Below are 19,939 nucleotides of genomic sequence, written 5' to 3' on the forward strand. Positions count from 1 at the left end.
GGGAGAGAGCCCAATGCGGCAGAGCAGTGTGCGTGGTGACCGATCACGCCGGCGACGCCAGCCGGATGCACAGGAGCCGGACTGGGACGACGGTCCGTACCAGGACCAGGGACTGCCGCCGGACGCACCCGGCTGGACGCCCCCCGCGGGCGGTGCCGTGCCCTCCGGTGACGGGGACGAGCCCGCCGAGGGGGGCGGGCACCGCAAAGGGGGCCGGCCGCGCGGCGGCAAGGGCCGCAAGGTGCTGCGCTGGACCGCCCTCACCGTCGCCGTCCTGATAGTGGGCGGCGCGGGCGCCGGATACTGGTACTACGAGCACCTCAACGCGAACCTCCGCAAGGCACCGAGGTCATTGGGCGGGGGCGGTCTGAAGAAACCGGACCCCAATGCCTTCGGGCAGAGCCCGCTGAACATCCTGCTGCTGGGCTCGGACGGCCGGAACAGCAAGAAGAACATCGAGCTCGGCGGCGCCCGGCAGGACGCGGACCGCAAACCGCTCGCCGATGTGCAGATGCTGCTGCATGTCTCCGCCGACCGCAGCAACATGTCGGTGGTCTCCATACCCCGGGACACCCGGGTGACGATCCCGGAGTGCACCGACCCGAAGACCCACAAGATCTATCCGCAGACCTCCGCGGCCATCAACGAGTCGCTCCAGCACGGCGGTCCGGGCTGCACGCTCGCCACCTGGCAGGAGCTGACCGGCATCTACGTCGACCACTTCATGATGGTCGACTTCTCCGGCGTGGTGGACATGGCGGACGCCATCGGCGGCGTCCCGGTCTGCGTCGACAAGAACGTCTACTCGCACGACAGCAAGGGCCACGGCAGCGGGCTGCGGATGGAGAAGGGCACCCATCCCGTCAAGGGCGTGCAGGCGCTCCAGTGGCTGCGTACCCGCTACGGCTTCGAGGACAACACCGACATCGGCCGGGCCAAGGCCCAGCACATGTACATGAACTCGATGGTCCGTCAGCTGAAGAAGGGCACCAAGCTCTCCAACCCGGGGCAGCTGCGTGACCTGGCGGAGGCCGCTACCAAGGCGCTGACCGTCGACGACGGCCTCGACACCGTCAAGAAGCTCTACGACTTGGGCGGCGACCTCAGCCGGGTGCCGACCAAGCGCATCACGATGGTCACCATGCCCTGGCAGTACAGCGCCGACGAGGCGTATGTGATGCCCAAGCCCGGCGACGCGGAGGCGACCTTCGGGCTGCTGCGCAACGACACCGCCCTGGACGGCAAGGACAAGAAGAAGAAGGCGACGCCGGACCCCGAGCCGTCGACTCCCAAGGGCCGGCTGAAGGTTGTGGTGCAGAACGGCACCAACAGCACGGTGAACGGCCCGGTCTCCGGCCGCGCTGCGGTCGTCCAGCAGCGGCTGTCCGGCCTCGGCTACGCCGCGGCCGGCACCGACTCCGCGCTCACCACCCAGGCCGACACCACCCTCACGTACCGGGACAAGGGGCAGCGCGGCGACGCCCTGGCGCTGGCGAAGGCGCTCGGACTGCCCAAGAGCGCGGTCCGGGAGTCCAGTTCGGCCACCGGGATGCGGCTGGTGGTCGGCAACGACTGGCGCAACGGCTCGGCGTACCCGAAGAAGTCGGGCGAAGAAAAGGCCACCGACAAGGCGCCGGACAGCGCGGATGCGCTCAACGGCGAGGACTCCAAGGCCTGCATGAAGGTGAATCCGCAGTACACCTTCTAGGGCCAGCGCCTTGGCCGGCCTTCCAGGGCCGGCACCTACTGGGGCTGCCGGCGGCCCTGTTGGTTTTTCCCCCGCCGCCCACCCCCCTTCGGGGGGTGGGCGGGTGTAGAGGGGAGGTTTGCCGCAGCGCCCGGCCTACTCCGCCCCGGCCCGCTCCGCCCCGGCCTGCTCGGCCTTGACCTACTCCGCCCCGGCCCGCTCCGCCCCGGCCGCCGGGGGCATGACCGCTGGGCGGCGGCTGGCGATGACCTTCTTGGCGAGGGAGCGGGGGCTGGTCAGGAAGCCGATGCCCCAGGTCAGGTGCATGGTGGCGAGGGCGAGGGGGATCTGGGCGCGGGCCTTGAGGGACAGGCCCTTGCCGGCGGGCAACGACCCCGCGGTGATGGCCGCGAGATAGCCGGCCGGCACGACCAGGCCCCAGGGGGTGACCGCCGCGCCGACCACCAGGCCCGCCGCGATGGCGCACACCGCGGTCGGCGGCGCGAGATAGCGCAGGTTGATCGAACCGGCGTGGTAACGGGCGACGACATGGCGCCACTTGCCGTAGTCCTTGTACTGCTTGGCCAGCGCCTTGACGCTCGGCCGCGGGCGGTACTGCACCCGCAGCTCGGGCGAGAACCAGATCTGCCCGCCGGCCTCACGGATACGGAAGTTCAGCTCCCAGTCCTGGGCGCGGATGAACTCCTCGTTGTAGCCGCCCTGCTGCTCCAGCACCTCGCGGCGGAAGACGCCGAGGAAGACGGTCTCGGCGGGGCCGGCCTGCCCGCCCGTATGGAAGGCGGCATTGCCCACACCGATCTTGGAGGTCATCGCGGCGGCGACCGCGTCCTCCCACGCGTTCTCCCCCTCGGCGTGCATGATGCCGCCGACGTTCGCGGCGCCGGTCTCCTCCAGGAGGCGCACGGCGGTGGCGATGTAGTTCGGCGAGAGCATGCCGTGGCCGTCGACGCGGACCACGATCGGATGCCGGGACGCCTTGATCGCGGCGTTCAGCGCGGCGGGGGTACGGCCGGTGGGGTTCGGCACCGTGTGCACCCGGGCATCCTCGGCGACGAGCTCGGCGGCGATCTCGTCCGTACGGTCCGTGGACGGGCCGAGGGCGATCACCACCTCCATCTCGCCGGCGTACTCCTGCTCCAGGATGTGCCGGACCGAGTTGCGCAGGTGTCGTTCCTCATTGAGCACCGGCATGATCACGGAGACGGCCGGGGGCTGCTGCTGCGGCATGGTTCCTCAGGGGTACGGCCCGCGGCGGAGCCGCCAGCGACGGCAGCGCTCGCCGGGAGACTGCAGAATCGCGCCCACGTTACCGCGAATGGGGGACGGCGTCGGACGCAGCCGGGTGGGCCAGAAATGGATGCCCGGCGTGTGGCGCTTTGCATCCGATCATATGGACTTACATTGCTCTCGCCGTATTCGCCCCTGATTGTCCCCTGCCCGCCCTGATCCGCTCCCCCCGCCGGGCACCGATCACGCCCGTCCAGCCGCGGAGGTGTCCCCCGTGACCGCGCCGTTCCGCTCCCCCCGTCCGGCCAGGCGCCGGGCCCGGCCCGGCCCGCGCCGGCGACCGCCGGGCCCGCGCTGGGGGCTGCGGATCGGCGCCGTCACGTCCGTGGTGGTGCTGGCCGCGAGCGGCGTCGGGCACGCCGTGGTCACCGGTGTGGAGAGCGGTATCGGCCGGGTGGACGCCTTCAAGGGCATGAGCGACCGGCCCGGGGGCGGCGACGGCCTGAACTTCCTGGTCGTCGGCACGGACGGGCGCGACAAGCTCACCCCCGGCGAGAAGCAGAAGTACCACCTGGGCGGCGCGCCCTGTCACTGCACCGACACCCTGATGCTGGTGCACCTCTCCGCCGACCGGGACCGCGCCAGCGTCGTCAGCCTCCCCCGCGACTCCTATGCCGAGGTCCCCGCGCATACGGACGCGGTGACCGGCGGGCAGCGCGCGAAGCACGCCATCAAGCTGAACGCGGCGTACGCCGAGGGCGGCCCCAGCCTGACCGTGCGGACCGTCGAGCACATGACGGGGGTGCATATCGACCACTACCTGGAGGTCGACTTCACCAGCTTCATGCGCAGCGTGGACGCGGTCGGCGGGGTCGATATCTGCACCGTACGGCCGCTGCGCGACAGCTATACGGGCCTGGATCTGCCGGTCGGCAAGTCGAAGCTCAACGGCGGCCAGGCGCTCCAGTACGTGCGCTCACGGCATATCGACGGGTCCGCCGACCTCGGCCGGATGCAGCGCCAGCAGCGTTTCCTGGCCGCCCTCATTCACAAGATCACCTCCTCCGGAGTGCTGATGAACCCGATCCGCTTCAGGGATGTCGCCGACACGATGCTCAAGTCGGTACGGGCCGACTCGGGCTTCGCGGCCAATGACCTGGTCGATCTCGGGCAGGCCATGCGTGGCTTCACCCCCTCGTCCTCGGAGTTCACCTCCGTACCCCTGGGTGAGGTGGCCCAGCCGGTGCCGGGGGTCGGCTCGACCGTGCGGTGGGATCCGGTGCAGGCACCGAAGCTCTTCCAGGCGATCCGCGAGGACAAGCCGATCGCGGTGCACCGGGACCGCAAGGAGCCGCCGGCGAGGGTCGTGGACGTACCGCCGGGACAGGTCCAGGTACAGGTCGGCGACGGCGGCGACCGGCCCGGCCCGGCCGCCACGGTGACCAGGGCCCTGCGCGCCACCGGCTTCGCCTCCCCCGCCGCCACCCCCGCCACCGCCGCCCCTGCCGCCGGCTCCTCTCCCGGCACGCCGCCCCGTACGGTCATCGCCTACGACCCGCGCTGGGACCGTTCGGCCCGCTCGCTGGCCGTCGCGCTGCCCGGCGCCGAGCTGCGCCCGGCGGCCGGGCGGGGGCCGGTGATGCAGGTGACGGTCGGCCGGGTCCGGCAGGCGGTGCAGCGGGTACGGGCCGAGGCGCCGCCGCAGAAGCCGGGCGGGATCTCGGCGATCACCGGCGACGAGGCTGTGTGCCCATGAACGAACGCAGCGAGCTCATCGTTGAAGGGGGCGCGCCTCGCGAATGCGAGGACGAGCGGAGCGAGGGGGCGGCATGAGTGTCCCCGCGCCCCGTCGCACCGCGGCCAGGCCGCCCGCTCGCCGCCCGGACCCACGTCGCGACGCACGCCGGATCGCGGTGGCCATCGCGGCGATGTGCCTGGTCGCGGCCACCGCCGCCGCGGCACCGGCGGCTCCCACCGAGCCGACCGGCTGCGGGGACCTGGTGCGCGGTCAGCTGTGTCTGCGCGGTCCGGTGGGGGCCGACGGTACGTACACCGCGACCTACCGGCGGTACGGCGCGTCAGAGCGCCGCGAAGCGACTTCTGCCGGGCCGGTGGCGGGCGACCGGCGGGCGGGCGGCCGGGAGGCGATCACCGTGCGGCTCGGGTATCAGCGCAAGAACGACCGGATCACCGCCTTCCCGGGCTGGTTCGGCACCCGGCGGACACAGGGCGGCACCGTCGTGCTGAGCGGCCGGGTGGAGATGCTCGCGGACGAATGCATCCGGGGCGTCATGGAGCGCGGCGAGACGGTCTATGTCACCAAGTGGAGCTGCAGCTGATGTCCCGCATGTTCTTCACGCTCCGAATGTTCCGGATGTTCCGGATTTCCTGAAAGGGGCGCATCGTGTGGCAGGTTGTGCTGGGCGTCACCCCCACCACGGTGGCGCTCTTCCTGGTTCTGTCCCTGGCGGTGGCCATGGCGCTCGCCCAGTGGACGGCGCTCACCCCCGGCAGCGCCGCGCCGCGCACCGCGGCCCGGACGGCGCTCGCCGGGTGGCTGCTGCTGCTCCTGGTGGTGACGCTCGCGCCGAGCCAGCCGATCGGCTCCACGGACGCGACGGTGTGGTGGCGGCCCGGCGAGGGGCTGTTCGATCTGGGGGCCCAGCTGGAGCCCGGGGAGCTGACGATGCTGATGCGGCGGCAGGTCGCCGATGCCGCGCTGTTCGTGCCCGTATCGCTGCTGCTGAGGTTCGCGGCGCCGCGCGCGTCGGCCGCCGTGGCGTTCCTGCTGGGCGTGGGCCTGTGTCTGGTCACCGAGACGGCGCAGGTGCTGATGCGGGCCGGCCGGATCGCCGATATCGACGATGTGATCTGCGCGGCGGCCGGCACGGTCGTCGGATCGGGACTGGCGCTGCTCGGGCAGCTGGCGGTCGCCGCTATGCGTCGTCGAGGCCTTCCGCGGCGCGCCGTTCGCGCAGCTCCATGATCGCGCGGCGCCGGGCGAGGCGGTGCGTCCGGCGGATCTGCGCCTCCTGGTAGCGGCGCTTGTCCCGCTCGGTCTCGGGGAGCACCTGCGGCACCCGGCGCGGCTTGCCCTGCTCGTCGACGGCGGCGAAGACGAGGTAGGCGGAACCGACCTGCTGGGGCGGGAGGGATTCGTTCCAGCGCTCGGCCAGGACTCGTACGCCGACCTCCATCGAGGAGCGGCCGGTCCAGTTGACCTGGGCGCGTACATGCACGAGGTCGCCGATCCGGACGGGTTCGAGGAAGGCCATCTCGTCCATGGAGGCGGTCACGGCGGGCCCGCCGGAGTGGCGTCCGGCCACGGCGCCCGCCGCATCGTCGACGAGCTTCATGATCACGCCGCCGTGCACCGTGCCCAGCAGGTTCGTGTCACCGGCCGTCATGATGTGGCTGAGCGTGATGCGGGATACGGACGTGGGCTTGCCCACAACCTCGCCCTCGGGGTTGTCGGTGACGAGTTCGGTCATGCAGCCAGCCTAAGTGTCGACCGAAGGGCACCGACCCGCGCCGATCGTGAAACTGGTCTCGCCGTTTGCGCAGGTCCGTGACACAGGTCTCACACCCCTCGCCGGAAACCATCCGGAATGGTTGCTTCCATTCATGCAGGTCGGAATGGTCACGGCCGCTTGCGGTATGCGGCGGAAGGCCGCCGTAGCTTTGCATCAGCTCTGCAACAGCCATGCCCCGATCCGGCACCCGCTCTATGGAGTATCCCTCTGCGGCATGCACACTTCCCCGTATGAATGAGTGGCCCAATGGGTGGTCCGGCGACCAGAGCGGCAACCGGTACGGACACGGCAGCGGCAGTGCCGAGCCGGAGGGTGCGCGCGCGATGCCACGGGTGCAGCGCGACGCGGGCCCCGGCTATCAGCGGCACGAGCCTCCGCTGCCGCCGTCGATGTCCCCGCGCCGGGGCGCGACCGTGCCGCCGCAGCAGTCCCAGGGCTACGACGACGCATACGACGACGGTTACAACACCGGCCAGGTCTACGGCGGCGGCCGTGGCGGCGGTGACGGCTACGGCGACGGTCCCGGCCGCGGCGGCCGGCCGCGCCCCCGCTGGGGCAAGCGCATCAAGTGGACGGTCATCACCCTGGTCGCCGTGCTGGCGGTCACCTCGGTGGCCACCTACTTCTGGGCCGACGGCAAGCTCCGCCGCAAGGTGGACCTGAGCAAGGTCATCGACCGGCCCGTGACGGGCGACGGCACGAACTACCTGATCGTCGGCTCGGACAGCCGCGAGGGCATGTCCGCCGCGGACAAGCAGAAGCTGCACACCGGCTCCGCCGAGGGCAAACGCACCGACTCGATGATGATCCTGCACGACGGCAGCAACGGCCCGACGCTGATATCCCTGCCGCGTGACTCGGACGTGGAAATACCCTCGTTCGTCGGCTCGGACTCCGGCAAGAAGTACCCGGGCACCGGGCGGCACACCAAGCTCAACGCGGCGTACGCCGAGGACGGCCCCGAGCTGCTGGTGCGCACCGTGGAGTTCAACACCAAGCTGCACATCGACCACTACGTCGAGATCGGCTTCGCCGGCTTCGCCAACATCGTGGACGCCATCGGCGGCGTCGAGATGGACATCCCCAAGGCGTTCAAGGACAAGAGCTCCGGCGCCGACTTCCCGGCCGGCAAGCAGACGCTCAACGGCCAGCAGGCGCTCGCCTTCGTCCGGACCCGGCACGCCTTCGCCGGACAGGACCTGGACCGGACGAAGAACCAGCAGAAGTTCCTGGCGACCCTGGCCAGCCAGACCGCCACCCCCGGCACCGTCCTCAACCCGTTCAAGCTCTACCCGACGATGAGCGCCGGCCTGGACACCCTCATCGTCGACAAGGACATGGGCCTGTGGTCCCTGGGCAACATGTTCTTCGCGATGAAGGGCGTGACCGGCGGCGAGGGCAAGTCGATGAACATGCCGATCTCCGGCAGCACCGGCGGCAACCTGGTCTGGGACAAGGCCAAGCTCCGGCAGCTGGTCCAGCAGCTGAACAACGACGAGAAGGTCACGGTCTCCGGCAACTGACCGGCGGCCCACCGCACCAAGAGGGGCCCCGGACCGCCACTGCGGTCCGGGGCCCCTCTGCTGTGCTCTTCCGTGCTCTTTCCGTGCCCGCGCCTGCTTACTGCGGCAGGTTGCGCTGCTTACTGCGGCAGGTTGCGCGCCATCACGATCCGCTGCACCTGGTTGGTGCCCTCGTAGATCTGCGTGATCTTGGCGTCCCGCATCATCCGCTCGACCGGGTAGTCACGGGTGTAGCCGTAGCCGCCGAGCAGCTGGACGGCGTCCGTGGTGATCTCCATGGCGGCGTCCGAGGCGTAGCACTTGGCCGCGGCGCCGAAGAACGTCAGGTCCTCGCCCTTGCCGCCGGCGGAGATCCGCTCGGACTTGGCCGCCGCGGCGTAGGTGAGCTGCCGGGCCGCCTCCACCTTCATGGCCATGTCGGCGAGCATGAACTGGACGCCCTGGAAGTCACCGATCGGCTTGCCGAACTGCTTGCGCTCCTGGACATAGCCCTTGGCGTAGTCCAGGGCACCCTGGGCGATGCCGAGCGCCTGGGCCGCGATGGTGATGCGGGTGTGGTCCAGGGTCTTCATGGCGGTGGCGAAGCCGGTGCCCTCCGCGCCGATCATGCGGTCGGCGGGGATCCGGACGTTGTCGAGGTAGACCTCGCGGGTCGGGGACCCCTTGATGCCGAGCTTCTTCTCCGGGGCGCCGAAGGAGACGCCCTCGTCGCCCTTCTCGACGACGAAGGCCGAGATGCCCTTGGAGCGCTTCTCCGGGTCGGTGACGGCCATCACCGTGTAGGAGTCGCTGACGCCGGCGTTGGTGATCCAGCGCTTGACGCCGTTGAGGATGTAGTGGTCACCGTCGCGGACGGCCTTGGTCTTCATGCCCGCCGCGTCGGATCCGGCGTCCGGCTCGCTCAGGCAGTACGAGAACATCGTGTCGCCCTTGGCCAGCGGGCCCAGGTACTTCGCCTTCAGCTCCTCGGAGCCGGAGAGGATCACCGGCAGCGAGCCGAGCTTGTTGACCGCCGGTATGAGAGAGGACGAGCCGCAGACGCGGGCGACCTCCTCGATGACGATGACGGTCGCCAGCGCATCGGCGCCGGCACCGCCGTAGGCCTCCGGTACGTGGACGGCGTGCAGGTCGTTGGCGACCAGCGCGTCGAGCGCCTCCTGGGGGAAGCGGGCCTCCTCGTCCACCGCGGCGGCGAACGGCGCGATTTTCGCCTCGGCGAGCGAGCGCACCGACTCGCGGAGCATGTCGTGCTCCTCGGACGGCCGGTACAGATCGAAATCAGCGGTTCCCGCCACGCTTTCTCACTCCCCTGTGAGCTGTCGGCAGTGCTAACTACCGTTAAGTAACCCTTTACCTCTCCGGATTCTAGGGGCCTGACCGGGCCTGCGGATACGTGAGGTTGCCGACAGTTACAGAGCTGCCCGCCACGGCCCGGCGGAGCCCCTACCGGGCCCGACTATGCTCGGTCAGCGCCGTTTTCCCCCGTCCCGTCACCCGACCCCGCCCCTCGACGCCGGCGCCCCGCGCCGCACTGCCTGTTTGGAGCATCCATGGCCCTCAAGATCACCGTGATCGGCACCGGCTACCTCGGCGCGACCCACGCCGCGGCCATGGCCGAGCTGGGGTTCGAGGTGCTGGGGCTGGACGTGGTCCCCGAGAAGATCGAGATGCTTCAGCGGGGCGAGGTCCCGATGTACGAGCCCGGCCTGGAGGAGCTGCTGCGCCGCCATGTCGACGGGATCGAGGGGTCGACCGGCCGGCTGCGCTTCACCACCTCCTACGAGGAGGCCGGGGCCTTCGGCGATGTCCACTTCGTCTGCGTGAACACTCCGCAGAAGCACGGCGAGTACGCCTGTGACATGTCGTACGTGGAGACCGCCTTCGACTCGCTGGCGCCGTATCTGACCCGGCCCGCGCTGGTGGTCGGCAAGTCGACGGTGCCGGTCGGCAGCGCGGCCCGGCTCGCCGAGCGGCTGGCCGCGGCCGCCCCGGCGGGCGCCGCCGCCGAGCTGGCCTGGAACCCGGAGTTCCTGCGCGAGGGGTTCGCCGTCAAGGACACCCTGCACCCGGACCGGATCGTCGTGGGCGTGGCCGGTGAGCGGGCCGAGGAGCTGCTGCGCGAGGTGTATGCCGCCCCGATCGCCGAGGGCTCGCCGTTCATCGTCATGGACTACCCGACGTCCGAGCTGGTGAAGACCTCCGCCAACTCCTTCCTGGCGACGAAGATCTCCTTCATCAACGCCATGGCGGAGGTCTGCGAGGCGGCCGACGGCGATGTGGTGAAGCTGGCCGAGGCCATCGGGCACGACGACCGGATCGGCAAGAAGTTCCTGCGGGCCGGGATCGGCTTCGGCGGCGGCTGCCTGCCCAAGGACCTGCGGGCCTTCATGGCGCGCGCCGGTGAGCTGGGCGCCGACCAGGCGCTGACGTTCCTGCGCGAGATCGACTCGATCAACATGCGGCGCCGCGGTCACATGGTCGAGCTGACCCGGGACGCGGTCGGCGGCGGCTTCCTCGGCAAGCGGGTCGCCGTTCTGGGAGCGACCTTCAAGCCGGACTCGGACGACGTCCGGGACTCCCCCGCGCTCAATGTCGCCGGCCAGATCCACCTCCAGGGCGGCCAGGTGACGGTGTACGACCCCAAGGGCATGGAGAACGCCCGGCGGCTCTTCCCGACGCTGGCGTACGCGGACAGCGCGCTGGAGGCGGTGCGTGGCGCGGACGTGGTGCTGCATCTGACGGAGTGGCGCGAGTTCCGCGAGCTGGACCCGGCCGCATTGGGCGACGTCGTCGCCGAACGCCGCATCCTGGACGGCCGCAACGCCCTCGACCCGGAGCTGTGGCGCAAGGCGGGCTGGACATATCGGGCGCTGGGGCGCCCGCGCGCCTAGTTCCCCACGTACCTGGCTTTCCCGCCACGGGGCTCGCCGTTGCGCGCTTTGCTTCCGGCCCACGTTTCCGGCTGCCCCGCCGTGGTGGTGGTTCGCCGTTGCGCCTGCGGCGGGCGTGGGTTTGCCGGGTGCGGTGACGGCCCTACGGACTTCGTCCTTCGGTCCGTCCCCTCCCGTGGGTGGGTGGAGAGGTGAGCGGGGGCGGGCGCCGTCTGTCCCGCTTCCCCGTTGATACGTCCACAGGGCGCGCCTGATCTTTCAACTTCGCCCCCACCGGCCCCTTCTCCTACCCACCCACGGGAGGGGCCGCGCCGCAGGACGAAGTCCGGAGGAGCGGCACCGCACCCGACAACACCACGCCCGCCGCAGGCGCAACGGCGGGACGGACCACGGCGGGACAGCCAAAGACGTACGCGGCGCCGCAAGCCCCACGGCGGGAAAGCCAAAAACGCGGGAAGCCACCCCAGGCGCAGCTATCGTGACGGCATGAGCCTCATCACACTCGGCGTCGTCGCACTGGACTGTCCCGACCCGCATGCGCTCGCCGGTTTCTACGCCGGGGTGCTCGGCTGGCAGGTGACCGGAGGGGACGACGAATGGGTCGAGGTCGCCGGACCGGACGGCCGGGCCCTCGCCTTCCAGCGGGTGGCGGACTACCGGCCGCCGCAGTGGCCCGGCCAGGACGTGCCGCAGCAGCTGCACCTCGACTTCGACGTACCGCGAGCGAAGATCGACGAGGCCGAGCGCAAGATCGTCGCGCTGGGCGCCAAGCTCGTCCAGCACGACGACGGGAAACGCGACTGGCGGGTCTATCTCGACCCGGCCGGGCACCCGTTCTGCCTCTGTCTGAGGTGAGGGCCCCGGCCCGGTGCGTCAGCCGTCCAGCTGCTCGATCGTCGCGTGGGACGGTCCGCGCCGCCGCTGCTCGGCGCGCGCCACGTCCTCGGCGGCGCGCAGCGTGCGGACGGCGTTCTGCCAGGTGAGCTTGGCCAGGTCGGCCTCGGACCACTTGCGGTCCAGCAGCTCGGCGATCAGGTTCGGGTAGCCGGCGACATCGGCCAGATCGGCCGGGGTGAAGGCGGTGCCGTCGAAGTCGCCGCCGATACCGATGTGGTCGACACCGGCGACCTCACGCATGTGGTCGAGGTGATCGGCGACCGTGGCCGCGGTGGCCATCGGGCGGGGGTGCGCGGCTTCGAAGTCCCGCTGGACCCGCATGCCCGCCTCGGTGGTGTCGAGGTGGTGCAGACCGTGGGCCCGCATGTTCTCGTCGGCGCGCAGCGTCCACTCGACGGCCGCGGGCAGCACGAACTTCGGCACGAAGGTGGCCATCGCGACACCCCCGTTGGCGGGCAGCTGCGCCAGCACGTCGTCGGGGATGTTGCGCGGGTGGTCGCAGACGGCCCGCGCGGAGGAGTGCGAGAAGATCACCGGCGCGGTGCTGACGCGCAGCGCGTCGCGCATGGTGTCGGCCGAGACATGCGAGAGGTCGACCAGCATCCCGCAGCGGTTCATCTCGCGGACGACCTCCTCACCGAAGGCCGACAGGCCGTGGTGGCGCGGCTCGTCGGTCGCGGAGTCCGCCCAGTCGAGGGTGTCGTTGTGGGTGAGCGTCATATAGCGCACGCCCAGCCGGTGCAGCGCACGCAGGGTGGCCAGCGAGTTGTGGATGGAGTGGCCGCCCTCGGCGCCCATGAGGGACGCGATCCGGCTCTCGTCCCGGGCCGCCTCCATGTCGTCGGCGGTGAACGCGAGGCGCAGCGCGTCGGGGTGGCGGGCGACCAGTTCCCGCACCACATCGATCTGTTCGAGGGTCGCGCTGACGGCCTTGTCGCCCGCGTAGTCGGCGCGTACGTACACCGACCAGAACTGCGCGCCCACGCCGCCGGCCCGCAGCCGCGGCAGGTCGGTGTGGAGGTGCGCGGACTGGTCGGCGGCGATATCGCGCCGGTCGAGGTCGTAGCGGACCTGCTCGCGCAGGGCCCACGGCAGGTCGTTGTGGCCGTCGACGACGGGCCAGCGGGCGAGCAGATCCCGGGCGGCGTCCCGGGAGGAGCTCACTTGCCGCCCCCGAAGCCGAAGCCGGCCGGGGAGGCGACCTTGTTGCGCAGCCGCTTGCCCTTCTCGGTGGCCTGGTCGTTCAGCTCCTGCTGGAACTCCCGCATCCGGCCGAGGAGTTCGGGGTCCTGGGTGGCGAGGATGCGGGCGGCCAGCAGCCCGGCGTTACGGGCTCCGCCGACGGAGACGGTGGCGACCGGAACCCCGGCCGGCATCTGCACGATGGACAGCAGCGAATCCATCCCGTCGAGGTACTTCAGCGGGACCGGGACACCGATGACCGGCAGCGGGGTGACCGAGGCGAGCATCCCGGGGAGGTGGGCCGCGCCGCCGGCGCCCGCGATGATCGCCTTCAGGCCGCGCCCGTCCGCTTCCTCTCCGTACGCGATCATCTCGCGCGGCATGCGGTGCGCCGAGACGACGTCGACCTCGTAGGGGATCTCGAACTCGGCGAGGGCCTGGGCGGCGGCCTCCATGACGGGCCAGTCGGAGTCGGAACCCATGACGATGCCGACCACGGGGGACGGAGCGGAGGAGGGGGCGTCGGCGTTCTCGGGCGACATGCTGGACGTCATTCGGTGATCGTTCCTCGCAGATAGCCGGCGGCGTGCGCGGCGCGCTCGCGCACATCCGCCAGGTCGTCGCCGTAGGTGTTGACGTGGCCGACCTTACGGCCGGGCTTCACATCCTTGCCGTACATATGGATCTTCAACTGCGGGTCCCGCGCCATGCAATGGAGGTACGCGTAATACATGTCGGGGTAGTCGCCGCCGAGGACATTGGCCATGACCGTCCAGCGGGCGCGCGGGCGCGGATCGCCGAGCGGGAGGTCGAGCACGGCACGGACGTGGTTGGCGAACTGCGAGGTGATCGCGCCGTCCTGGGTCCAGTGGCCGGAGTTGTGCGGGCGCATGGCGAGCTCGTTGACCAGGATGCGGCCGTCGGCGGTCTCGAAGAGCTCGACGGCCAGATGACCGACCACGTCCAGCTCCTGGGCGATGCGCAGCGCCAGCTCCTGGGCCTGGCCCGCGAGCTCCGGGTCGAGGCCGGGTGCCGGCGCGATCACGGTGTCGCAGACGCCGTCGACCTGGATGGACTCCACGACCGGGTAGGCGACGGCCTGGCCGTGCGGGGAACGGACGATGTTGGCGGCCAGTTCGCGGGCGAAATCGACCTTTTCCTCCGCAAGGACGGGCACCCCGGCGCGGAATGGCTCGGCGGCCTCCTTGGAGGATCGCACGACCCAGACGCCCTTGCCGTCATAGCCGCCGCGGACGGTCTTGAGGATCACGGGGAACCCCGCACCCTCCGCCGCGAACCGCTCGACATCGGCGGGATCGGACACGATGCGGTGCCGCGGACAGGGCACGCCGATCGCGTCCAGCTTCGCCCGCATCACCCCCTTGTCCTGGGCGTGCACCAGCGCATCGGGACCGGGCCGTACGGGGATCCCGTCGGCCTCCAGTGCCCGCAAATGCTCGGTGGGAACATGCTCGTGATCGAAGGTGATCACATCGCAGCCACGGGCGAAGGCGCGCAGCGTGTCCAGGTCGCGGTAGTCGCCAATGACGACATCACCGACCACCTGAGCCGCCGAATCCTGCGGGGTGTCGCTGAGGAGCTTGAATTTGATGCCGAGGGGGATACCCGCCTCGTGGGTCATACGGGCGAGCTGACCGCCGCCGACCATGCCGACTACCGGGAACGTCACGCCCCCCAGGGTATCTGCATGCCGTCGCTGCCCCGACGCGGGCTTGGATGATCCTCTGAGTGCGCACGTTCGAAGATCGTCGGTTGAAGATCGAAACCGGCGGTTACTCTCGGGTCCGGGGCGGGACCGGTGCCCGGACCGGGCCCGGCAAAGGGGAGGCCGGATGGAGAACAGCGGCATATCGAGGGGCTCCAGGACGCTGGTGATCGCCGTCGCGATCGCCGCGCTGCTGATCGCCCTGTACTCCGTTTTCAGCCAGTTATCGGCGCCCAAGGTCTATGACGCGGACGACACCGAGATCACCGTCTCCGCCGGCGACCGCTTCAGCGTGAAGGTCGCCGACGACCCCGCCGACGGTTACCACTGGATCATCGCCGAGCCCCGCCCCGACCCCTCGGTCCTCAAGGCCGCCGGCGGGCGCGTGGTCACCGGCGGCCCGCCCCCGACCGGCTCCGGCACCGCCCGCTACCTCTCCTTCGAGGCCGTCCACCCTGGCCGTACGGACTTACGGCTGCTGCGCTGCCGGCGCTGCGGCAGCGGCGCGGCCGACGAGAAGGGCACCCGCAGCCTCAACTTCCGTGTCACCGTCGGCTGATCGGCCGTCACTCTCGGCTGACCCGTTCGGACCGTGAGGCCTTGCGCACGGACAGGACAGATGGCAGGCACGGCTCTCCGCCCCTGGTTAGCATGAGGGAGCGGACCGGGTCGACGGCCGCGGACACCGCCCACGACGGGAGCTGAACGATCACCATGAGTGAACGGAGCGCGCTGCGGTCGAGGCTGGAGGCGCTGGTTCGCGAAGTGGCGAAGTTCGGCGCGGTCGGCGGCGCGGGTGTCGTGGTGAACTTCGCGGTGTTCAACCTCGTGCGGCATCTGACCGAGGTACCCGTCGTCCGGGCCAGCATCATCGCGACGGTCGTGGCGACCGGCACCAACTATCTGGGCTACCGCTACTTCACCTACCGTGACCGCGACAAGCAGGGCCGGACGAAGGAGCTGACGCTCTTCCTGCTGTTCAGCGCGGTCGGCCTGGTGATCGAGAACGGACTGCTCTACGTCGCGACGTACGGGTTCCACTGGGACAGCCCGCTCCAGAGCAACATCTTCAAGTTCCTCGGCATCGGCGTCGCCACGCTCTTCCGCTTCTGGTCCTACCGCACCTGGGTCTTCCGTGCGCTGCCCGCGCGGGAAGCCGTGGAGACCGCCGAGTCCTTCCTCGCCGACCGCGCACAGCGCCCGCGCAGCGCCTCCCGGAAGTAGCCAGTGGCACGCCGGGCCCCGCAGGGCAGCCGGGCCCCGCAGGGCGCACCGGTCCCGCGGGCTCACTCCTCGACTGAATCGGCTTCCCGGGCCAGGAACAGCGCAAAGATCGGCGGATGCTGCTGGAGCAGTTCCAGCCGCCCGCCGTCCGCCTCGGCCAGATCGCGCGCGACGGCCAGCCCGAGCCCGGTGGAGTTCCGGCCGGACACCGTCCGCTCGAAGACCCGCGAGCCGAGGTCCGGCGGAACCCCCGGACCGGCGTCGGTGACCTCGACGACCGCCTGATTGCCGGTGACGCGGGTACGCAGCGCGACGGTCCCGTCTCCGTGCATCAGCGAGTTCTCGATGAGCGTGGCCAGCACCTGGGCGACCGCGCCCGGTGTGCCGACGGCCCGCAACCCCTTCTTGCCGGACCGCACGATGGCCCGCCCCGCACTGCGGTAGGCCGGCCGCCACTCCTCGATCTGCTGCTTGACCACCTCGTCGAGGTCGAAGGCGACCGCGGAGCCGCTGCGCGGGTCCCGGGAATTGGTCAGCAGCCGCTGGACGACATCCGTCAGCCGCTCCACCTGCGCCAGCGCGATGGTGGCCTCTTCCTTCACGGTGTCCGGATCGTCGGTGAGGGTGATCTCCTCCAGCCGCATGGACAGCGCCGTCAGCGGCGTCCGCAGCTGGTGGGAGGCGTCCGCGGCCAGCCGCCGCTCGGCGGTCAGCATCCGCGCGATCCGCTCGGCACTGGCGTCCAGCACATCGGCGACCCGGTCCAGCTCCTGGACGCCGTAGCGGCGGTGGCGCGGGCGGGGGTCGCCGGAGCCGAGCCGCTCGGCGGTCTCGGCGAGGTCCGTGAGCGGCGCGGTCAGCCGGCGTCCCTGGCGGACGGCCAGAATGACGGCCGCAACGATCGCCAGCAGCGCCACGGCCAGAATGACCAGCAGCGTCCGGCCGATCTCCGCACTGACCATGGAGCGGGACGCCTTGACCGTGACGGACTCGCCGCGGTCGCCGCGCACCTGCGACTGGATGACATCGCCCGTGGGCCGCTCGCCGATCTCGATCGGCTCCTTGCCGGGCACCTTGATCTTCGCGTACCGCTTGGCGGTGATCTGCTCGGAGAGGATGTCCGGGGTGATCTTCTCGCCGCTGCCCAGCCGGCTCTCCACTATCCCGACCAGCCGGACCGCCTCGGACGCCACACTCTCCTGGGCGCCGGCCTGGATGGTGCGGGTCTCGACGATGACGAGCGAGACGCCGAAGACGGCGATCACGACGAGCACCACGGCGAGCGTGGAGTTGATCAGGCGACGGCGCACGGGCCCCTAGCTCTTCTCGAAGCGGAAGCCGACTCCGCGGACGGTGGCGATGTAGCGGGGGTTGGCGGCGTCGTCCCCGAGCTTCTTGCGCAGCCAGGAGATGTGCATGTCGAGCGTCTTCGTGGAGGACCACCACGTGGTGTCCCAGACCTCGCGCATCAGCTGGTCACGGGTGACGACCCGGCCGGCGTCCCGCACCAGGACCCGCAGCAGGTCGAACTCCTTGGCCGTGAGCTGGAGTTCCTCGTCCCCCATCCATGCGCGGTGCGACTCGACGTCGATCCGTACGCCGTGGGTGGCGGGCGGCTGCTGGGGCTCGGCGGTGGAGCCGCGGCGCAGCAGGGCCCGTACGCGGGCGAGGAGTTCGGCGAGCCGGAAGGGCTTGGTGACGTAGTCATCGGCGCCGGCGTCCAGGCCGACGACGGTGTCCACCTCGTCGGCGCGGGCGGTCAGCACCAGAATGGGGAAGGAATGGCCTTCGTTGCGCAGCCGGCGGGCGACCTCCAAGCCGTCCATACCGGGCAGCCCCAGGTCCAGGACGACGAGGTCGATATTGCCCTGGAGACCGGCGTCGAGCGCCGTCGGGCCGTCCTCGCGCACCTCGACTTCGTAACCCTCGCGGCGCAGTGCGCGGGCGAGCGGCTCCGAGATGGACGCGTCATCCTCGGCGAGCAGTACACGGGTCATGGCCCGATGGTAGTCCGATGCATCCGGGCCGAGGGGCGGACCAGCGCGGATGGCCGACGACGGACCGTTCCTGCACCCTGAGCTGCACAAGCGCCGGCGCGCGCGAGAGCGCGCGGTCGCACGGAGGGGCGCCTGTAGTTCCCCATCGCAGTGTGAGCGTTGTCTCACGCTGCCCAACGTCGGTGCGACGAGACGTATGGTGGCAGGACGTCCATCGCTCAACCTTCGGGACCTTTGACTCTCACTGACGTCAACGGTCCCTCGTTGTGTGCAGGGCTGGAATCACCAGTCCCGCTACGCAGTGATCGACCTGTCGACCGGTTCCACCGCGCTTGTATCACGGGGGGCGTGGATCCCGGTGTACGACCGTCCTGCCGACCCCCCACGGGGAGCCGAACCTCCCGGACGTGGGGGGCGGGCGGAGTTACGCCGGTACCGGTCACTCCCCCCAACCCGGGCGCGTACGGCGTGCGAACGCGTCCCGTAGCAGCAAGGAAGCATCCATGGCGTCCAGCCTGACGAAGGACGCGGCCCAGCAGGGGAACCCTGCGGACGGCGGCAAGACCTTCTTCGGCCACCCCCGCGGACTGGCCACGCTCTTCATGACCGAGATGTGGGAGCGCTACAGCTTCTACGGCATGAAGGCTCTTCTCCCGCTGTACCTGATCGCGCCCGGCGGCATGCATATGCAGGCCACCACGGCCACGGCGATCTACTCCGTCTACATGGCGATGGTCTATCTGCTCGCCATGCCGGGCGGCTGGGTGGCCGACCGCTTCTGGGGACCGCGCAAGACGGTCGCCATCGGCGCCGGTGTCGTCATCGCCGGCCACATCACACTCGCCCTGCCGACCGCAGCGACCTTCTTCGCCGGTCTCGTGCTGGTCGCGCTCGGCTCCGGCCTGCTGAAGGCGAACATCTCCACGATGGTCGGCCACCTCTACAACGGCCCGGAGGATCCGCGCCGTGACGGTGGCTTCACGCTCTTCTACATCGGCATCAACCTCGGCGCGTTCCTGGCCCCGTTGAGCATCGGCACCGTCGGCGAGTCCGTCAACTGGCACTTCGGGTTCACGCTCGCCGCCGTCGGCATGGCGCTCGGCCTGGTCCAGTTCCTGCTCGGTACCCGCCACCTGAGCGCGGAGAGCAGCGTCGTCGCCCAGCCCGCGACGGCCCAGGAGAAGGCGTCCGTGCTGCGCAAGGGCCTGATCTGGCTGATCGTCGCGGCCGTGTTCTACACCCTGCTCGGCGTGACCGGTAACTTCGCCGACTGGGCGCTCATGCCGATCACCATCGCCGGCCTGGTCATCCCGATCGCCGTCCTGGTCCGCATGAAGCGCGACAAGGAGCTCACGGACCTCGAGCAGTCCAAGCTCTCGGGCTACGTCTGGTTCTTCGTGGTCGCCGCCGTCTTCTGGATGATCTACGACCAGAACGGCTCGACCCTGTCGATCTTCGGCGAGCACTCCACGACGAACAACCTGCTGGGATTCCACTTCCCGACGTCCTGGTACCAGTCGCTGAACCCGGTCTTCATCATGGCGCTCGCCCCGCTGGTCGCCTCGGCGTGGCTGTGGTTGAACAAGCGCGGCAAGGAGCCCAGCACCGCCGTCAAGTTCGCGTCCAGCCTCACCCTGATCGGCATCTCCTTCGTCGTCTTCCTCATGCCGCTGTTCGCCACCGCCGGCGACGGCGGCAAGGTCAGCCCGATGTGGCTGGTGTCGATCTACTTCATCCAGACCGTCGGTGAGCTGTGCCTCTCCCCGGTCGGCCTGTCGGTCACCACGAAGATGGCGCCCGCCAAGTACAACTCCCAGATGATGGGTGTCTGGTTCCTCGCGGTCACCGCGGGTGACTCCGTGTCAGGTCTGCTGACGTCGCCGCAGCTGAACATCGACCTGAACACCTCGGGTGCGGTCACCGTCGAGGCCGCTTTCGCGGTCGTCGCCGGCCTCGGCATCTGGATGTACCGCAAGCGGATCAAGGAGCTGATGGGCAGCGTCAACTGACGTCTGCCGGCCCCGGACAACG

General features: G+C 70.4%; 18 protein-coding genes. 10 read left to right on the top strand and 8 right to left on the bottom strand.

Translation table 11 applies throughout. The annotated features are described in order from the left end of the window. Positions 1-13 precede the first annotated feature (13 nt). Positions 14-1,708: an LCP family protein gene (locus K7C20_RS14545; RefSeq protein ID WP_053209717.1), complete on the top strand. Its 1,695-nt coding sequence runs from the start codon at positions 14-16 to the stop codon at positions 1,706-1,708. Positions 1,709-1,888: 180 nt separating this feature from the next. On the opposite strand, the gene K7C20_RS14550 is transcribed toward K7C20_RS14545, so the two are convergent. Further along, positions 1,889-2,935, bottom strand: a complete 1,047-nt coding sequence (locus K7C20_RS14550; RefSeq protein WP_030083547.1) for a glycosyltransferase family 2 protein — start codon at positions 2,933-2,935, stop codon at positions 1,889-1,891. Between the two features lie 274 nt (positions 2,936-3,209). Between K7C20_RS14550 and K7C20_RS14555 the strand changes: the two genes are divergently transcribed. The 3 genes from K7C20_RS14555 to K7C20_RS14565 all read left to right on the top strand — a co-directional run bounded on the left by K7C20_RS14555 (position 3,210) and on the right by K7C20_RS14565 (position 5,921). Further along, positions 3,210-4,691 (top strand): LCP family protein, encoded by a 1,482-nt coding sequence (locus K7C20_RS14555; RefSeq protein ID WP_053209716.1) that lies wholly within the window; start codon positions 3,210-3,212, stop codon positions 4,689-4,691. Between the two features lie 73 nt (positions 4,692-4,764). Then, entirely contained in the window at positions 4,765-5,274 is a 510-nt protein-coding gene (locus K7C20_RS14560; protein ID WP_053209715.1) for a hypothetical protein, read from the top strand. 65 nt (positions 5,275-5,339) lie between these two features. Continuing rightward, positions 5,340-5,921 (top strand): VanZ family protein, encoded by a 582-nt coding sequence (locus K7C20_RS14565; RefSeq protein WP_053209714.1) that lies wholly within the window; start codon positions 5,340-5,342, stop codon positions 5,919-5,921. On the opposite strand, the gene K7C20_RS14570 is transcribed toward K7C20_RS14565, so the two are convergent. Continuing rightward, positions 5,872-6,426 carry an acyl-CoA thioesterase gene (locus tag K7C20_RS14570; protein WP_053209713.1) on the bottom strand — a complete coding sequence of 185 codons (555 nt, stop codon included), beginning with the start codon at positions 6,424-6,426 and terminating at the stop codon, positions 5,872-5,874. The genes K7C20_RS14565 and K7C20_RS14570 overlap by 50 nt on opposite strands. Positions 6,427-6,698: 272 nt before the next feature. Between K7C20_RS14570 and K7C20_RS14575 the strand changes: the two genes are divergently transcribed. Then, on the top strand, positions 6,699-7,991 hold the full coding sequence (locus K7C20_RS14575) for an LCP family protein (protein WP_030089462.1): 1,293 nt from the start codon (positions 6,699-6,701) through the stop codon (positions 7,989-7,991). 119 nt (positions 7,992-8,110) lie between these two features. On the opposite strand, the gene K7C20_RS14580 is transcribed toward K7C20_RS14575, so the two are convergent. Next, entirely contained in the window at positions 8,111-9,286 is a 1,176-nt protein-coding gene (locus K7C20_RS14580; RefSeq protein ID WP_053209712.1) for an acyl-CoA dehydrogenase family protein, read from the bottom strand. Between the two features lie 255 nt (positions 9,287-9,541). On the opposite strand from K7C20_RS14580, the gene K7C20_RS14585 reads away from it, so the two are divergent. Together K7C20_RS14585 and K7C20_RS14590 are read left to right on the top strand one after the other, a co-directional pair. After that, positions 9,542-10,882, top strand: a complete 1,341-nt coding sequence (locus K7C20_RS14585) for a UDP-glucose dehydrogenase family protein (protein WP_030989921.1) — start codon at positions 9,542-9,544, stop codon at positions 10,880-10,882. 486 nt (positions 10,883-11,368) lie between these two features. Further along, entirely contained in the window at positions 11,369-11,737 is a 369-nt protein-coding gene (locus K7C20_RS14590; protein WP_053209711.1) for a VOC family protein, read from the top strand. An 18-nt stretch (positions 11,738-11,755) separates the two neighbouring features. On the opposite strand, the gene K7C20_RS14595 is transcribed toward K7C20_RS14590, so the two are convergent. From K7C20_RS14595 to K7C20_RS14605, 3 genes are read right to left on the bottom strand one after another with little or no spacing between them, the layout of a single operon-like run. Further along, the gene (locus K7C20_RS14595) at positions 11,756-12,943 is read right to left on the bottom strand and encodes a dipeptidase (RefSeq protein ID WP_030086440.1); all 1,188 of its coding nucleotides are present in this window, start codon (positions 12,941-12,943) and stop codon (positions 11,756-11,758) included. Continuing rightward, positions 12,940-13,515, bottom strand: a complete 576-nt coding sequence (purE, locus tag K7C20_RS14600) for a 5-(carboxyamino)imidazole ribonucleotide mutase (RefSeq protein WP_030086438.1) — start codon at positions 13,513-13,515, stop codon at positions 12,940-12,942. Before purE ends, K7C20_RS14595 begins: the two co-directional genes overlap by 4 nt. After that, positions 13,512-14,630 (bottom strand): 5-(carboxyamino)imidazole ribonucleotide synthase, encoded by a 1,119-nt coding sequence (locus tag K7C20_RS14605; protein ID WP_030086436.1) that lies wholly within the window; start codon positions 14,628-14,630, stop codon positions 13,512-13,514. Before K7C20_RS14605 ends, purE begins: the two co-directional genes overlap by 4 nt. A 184-nt stretch (positions 14,631-14,814) precedes the next feature. Between K7C20_RS14605 and K7C20_RS14610 the strand changes: the two genes are divergently transcribed. Together K7C20_RS14610 and K7C20_RS14615 are read left to right on the top strand one after the other, a co-directional pair. Further along, positions 14,815-15,246, top strand: coding sequence for a protease inhibitor I42 family protein (locus K7C20_RS14610; protein WP_245171545.1), 432 nt, complete (start codon positions 14,815-14,817; stop codon positions 15,244-15,246). Positions 15,247-15,401: 155 nt separating this feature from the next. Further along, complete coding sequence (locus tag K7C20_RS14615) at positions 15,402-15,911, top strand: GtrA family protein (RefSeq protein ID WP_030086432.1); 510 nt, start codon at positions 15,402-15,404, stop codon at positions 15,909-15,911. Between the two features lie 62 nt (positions 15,912-15,973). Here the strand turns inward: K7C20_RS14615 and K7C20_RS14620 are convergent, their stop codons facing one another. Beyond that, complete coding sequence (locus K7C20_RS14620; RefSeq protein WP_053209709.1) at positions 15,974-17,221, bottom strand: ATP-binding protein; 1,248 nt, start codon at positions 17,219-17,221, stop codon at positions 15,974-15,976. 6 nt (positions 17,222-17,227) lie between these two features. Next, positions 17,228-17,908, bottom strand: a complete 681-nt coding sequence (locus tag K7C20_RS14625; protein ID WP_030086430.1) for a response regulator transcription factor — start codon at positions 17,906-17,908, stop codon at positions 17,228-17,230. A gap of 503 nt (positions 17,909-18,411) precedes the next feature. On the opposite strand from K7C20_RS14625, the gene K7C20_RS14630 reads away from it, so the two are divergent. Next, entirely contained in the window at positions 18,412-19,917 is a 1,506-nt protein-coding gene (locus K7C20_RS14630) for a peptide MFS transporter (protein ID WP_030086428.1), read from the top strand. Positions 19,918-19,939: the final 22 nt, after the last annotated feature.

Origin of the sequence: Streptomyces decoyicus (genome assembly GCF_019880305.1) — a bacterium.
Classification (GTDB): Bacteria; Actinomycetota; Actinomycetes; order Streptomycetales; family Streptomycetaceae; genus Streptomyces; species Streptomyces decoyicus.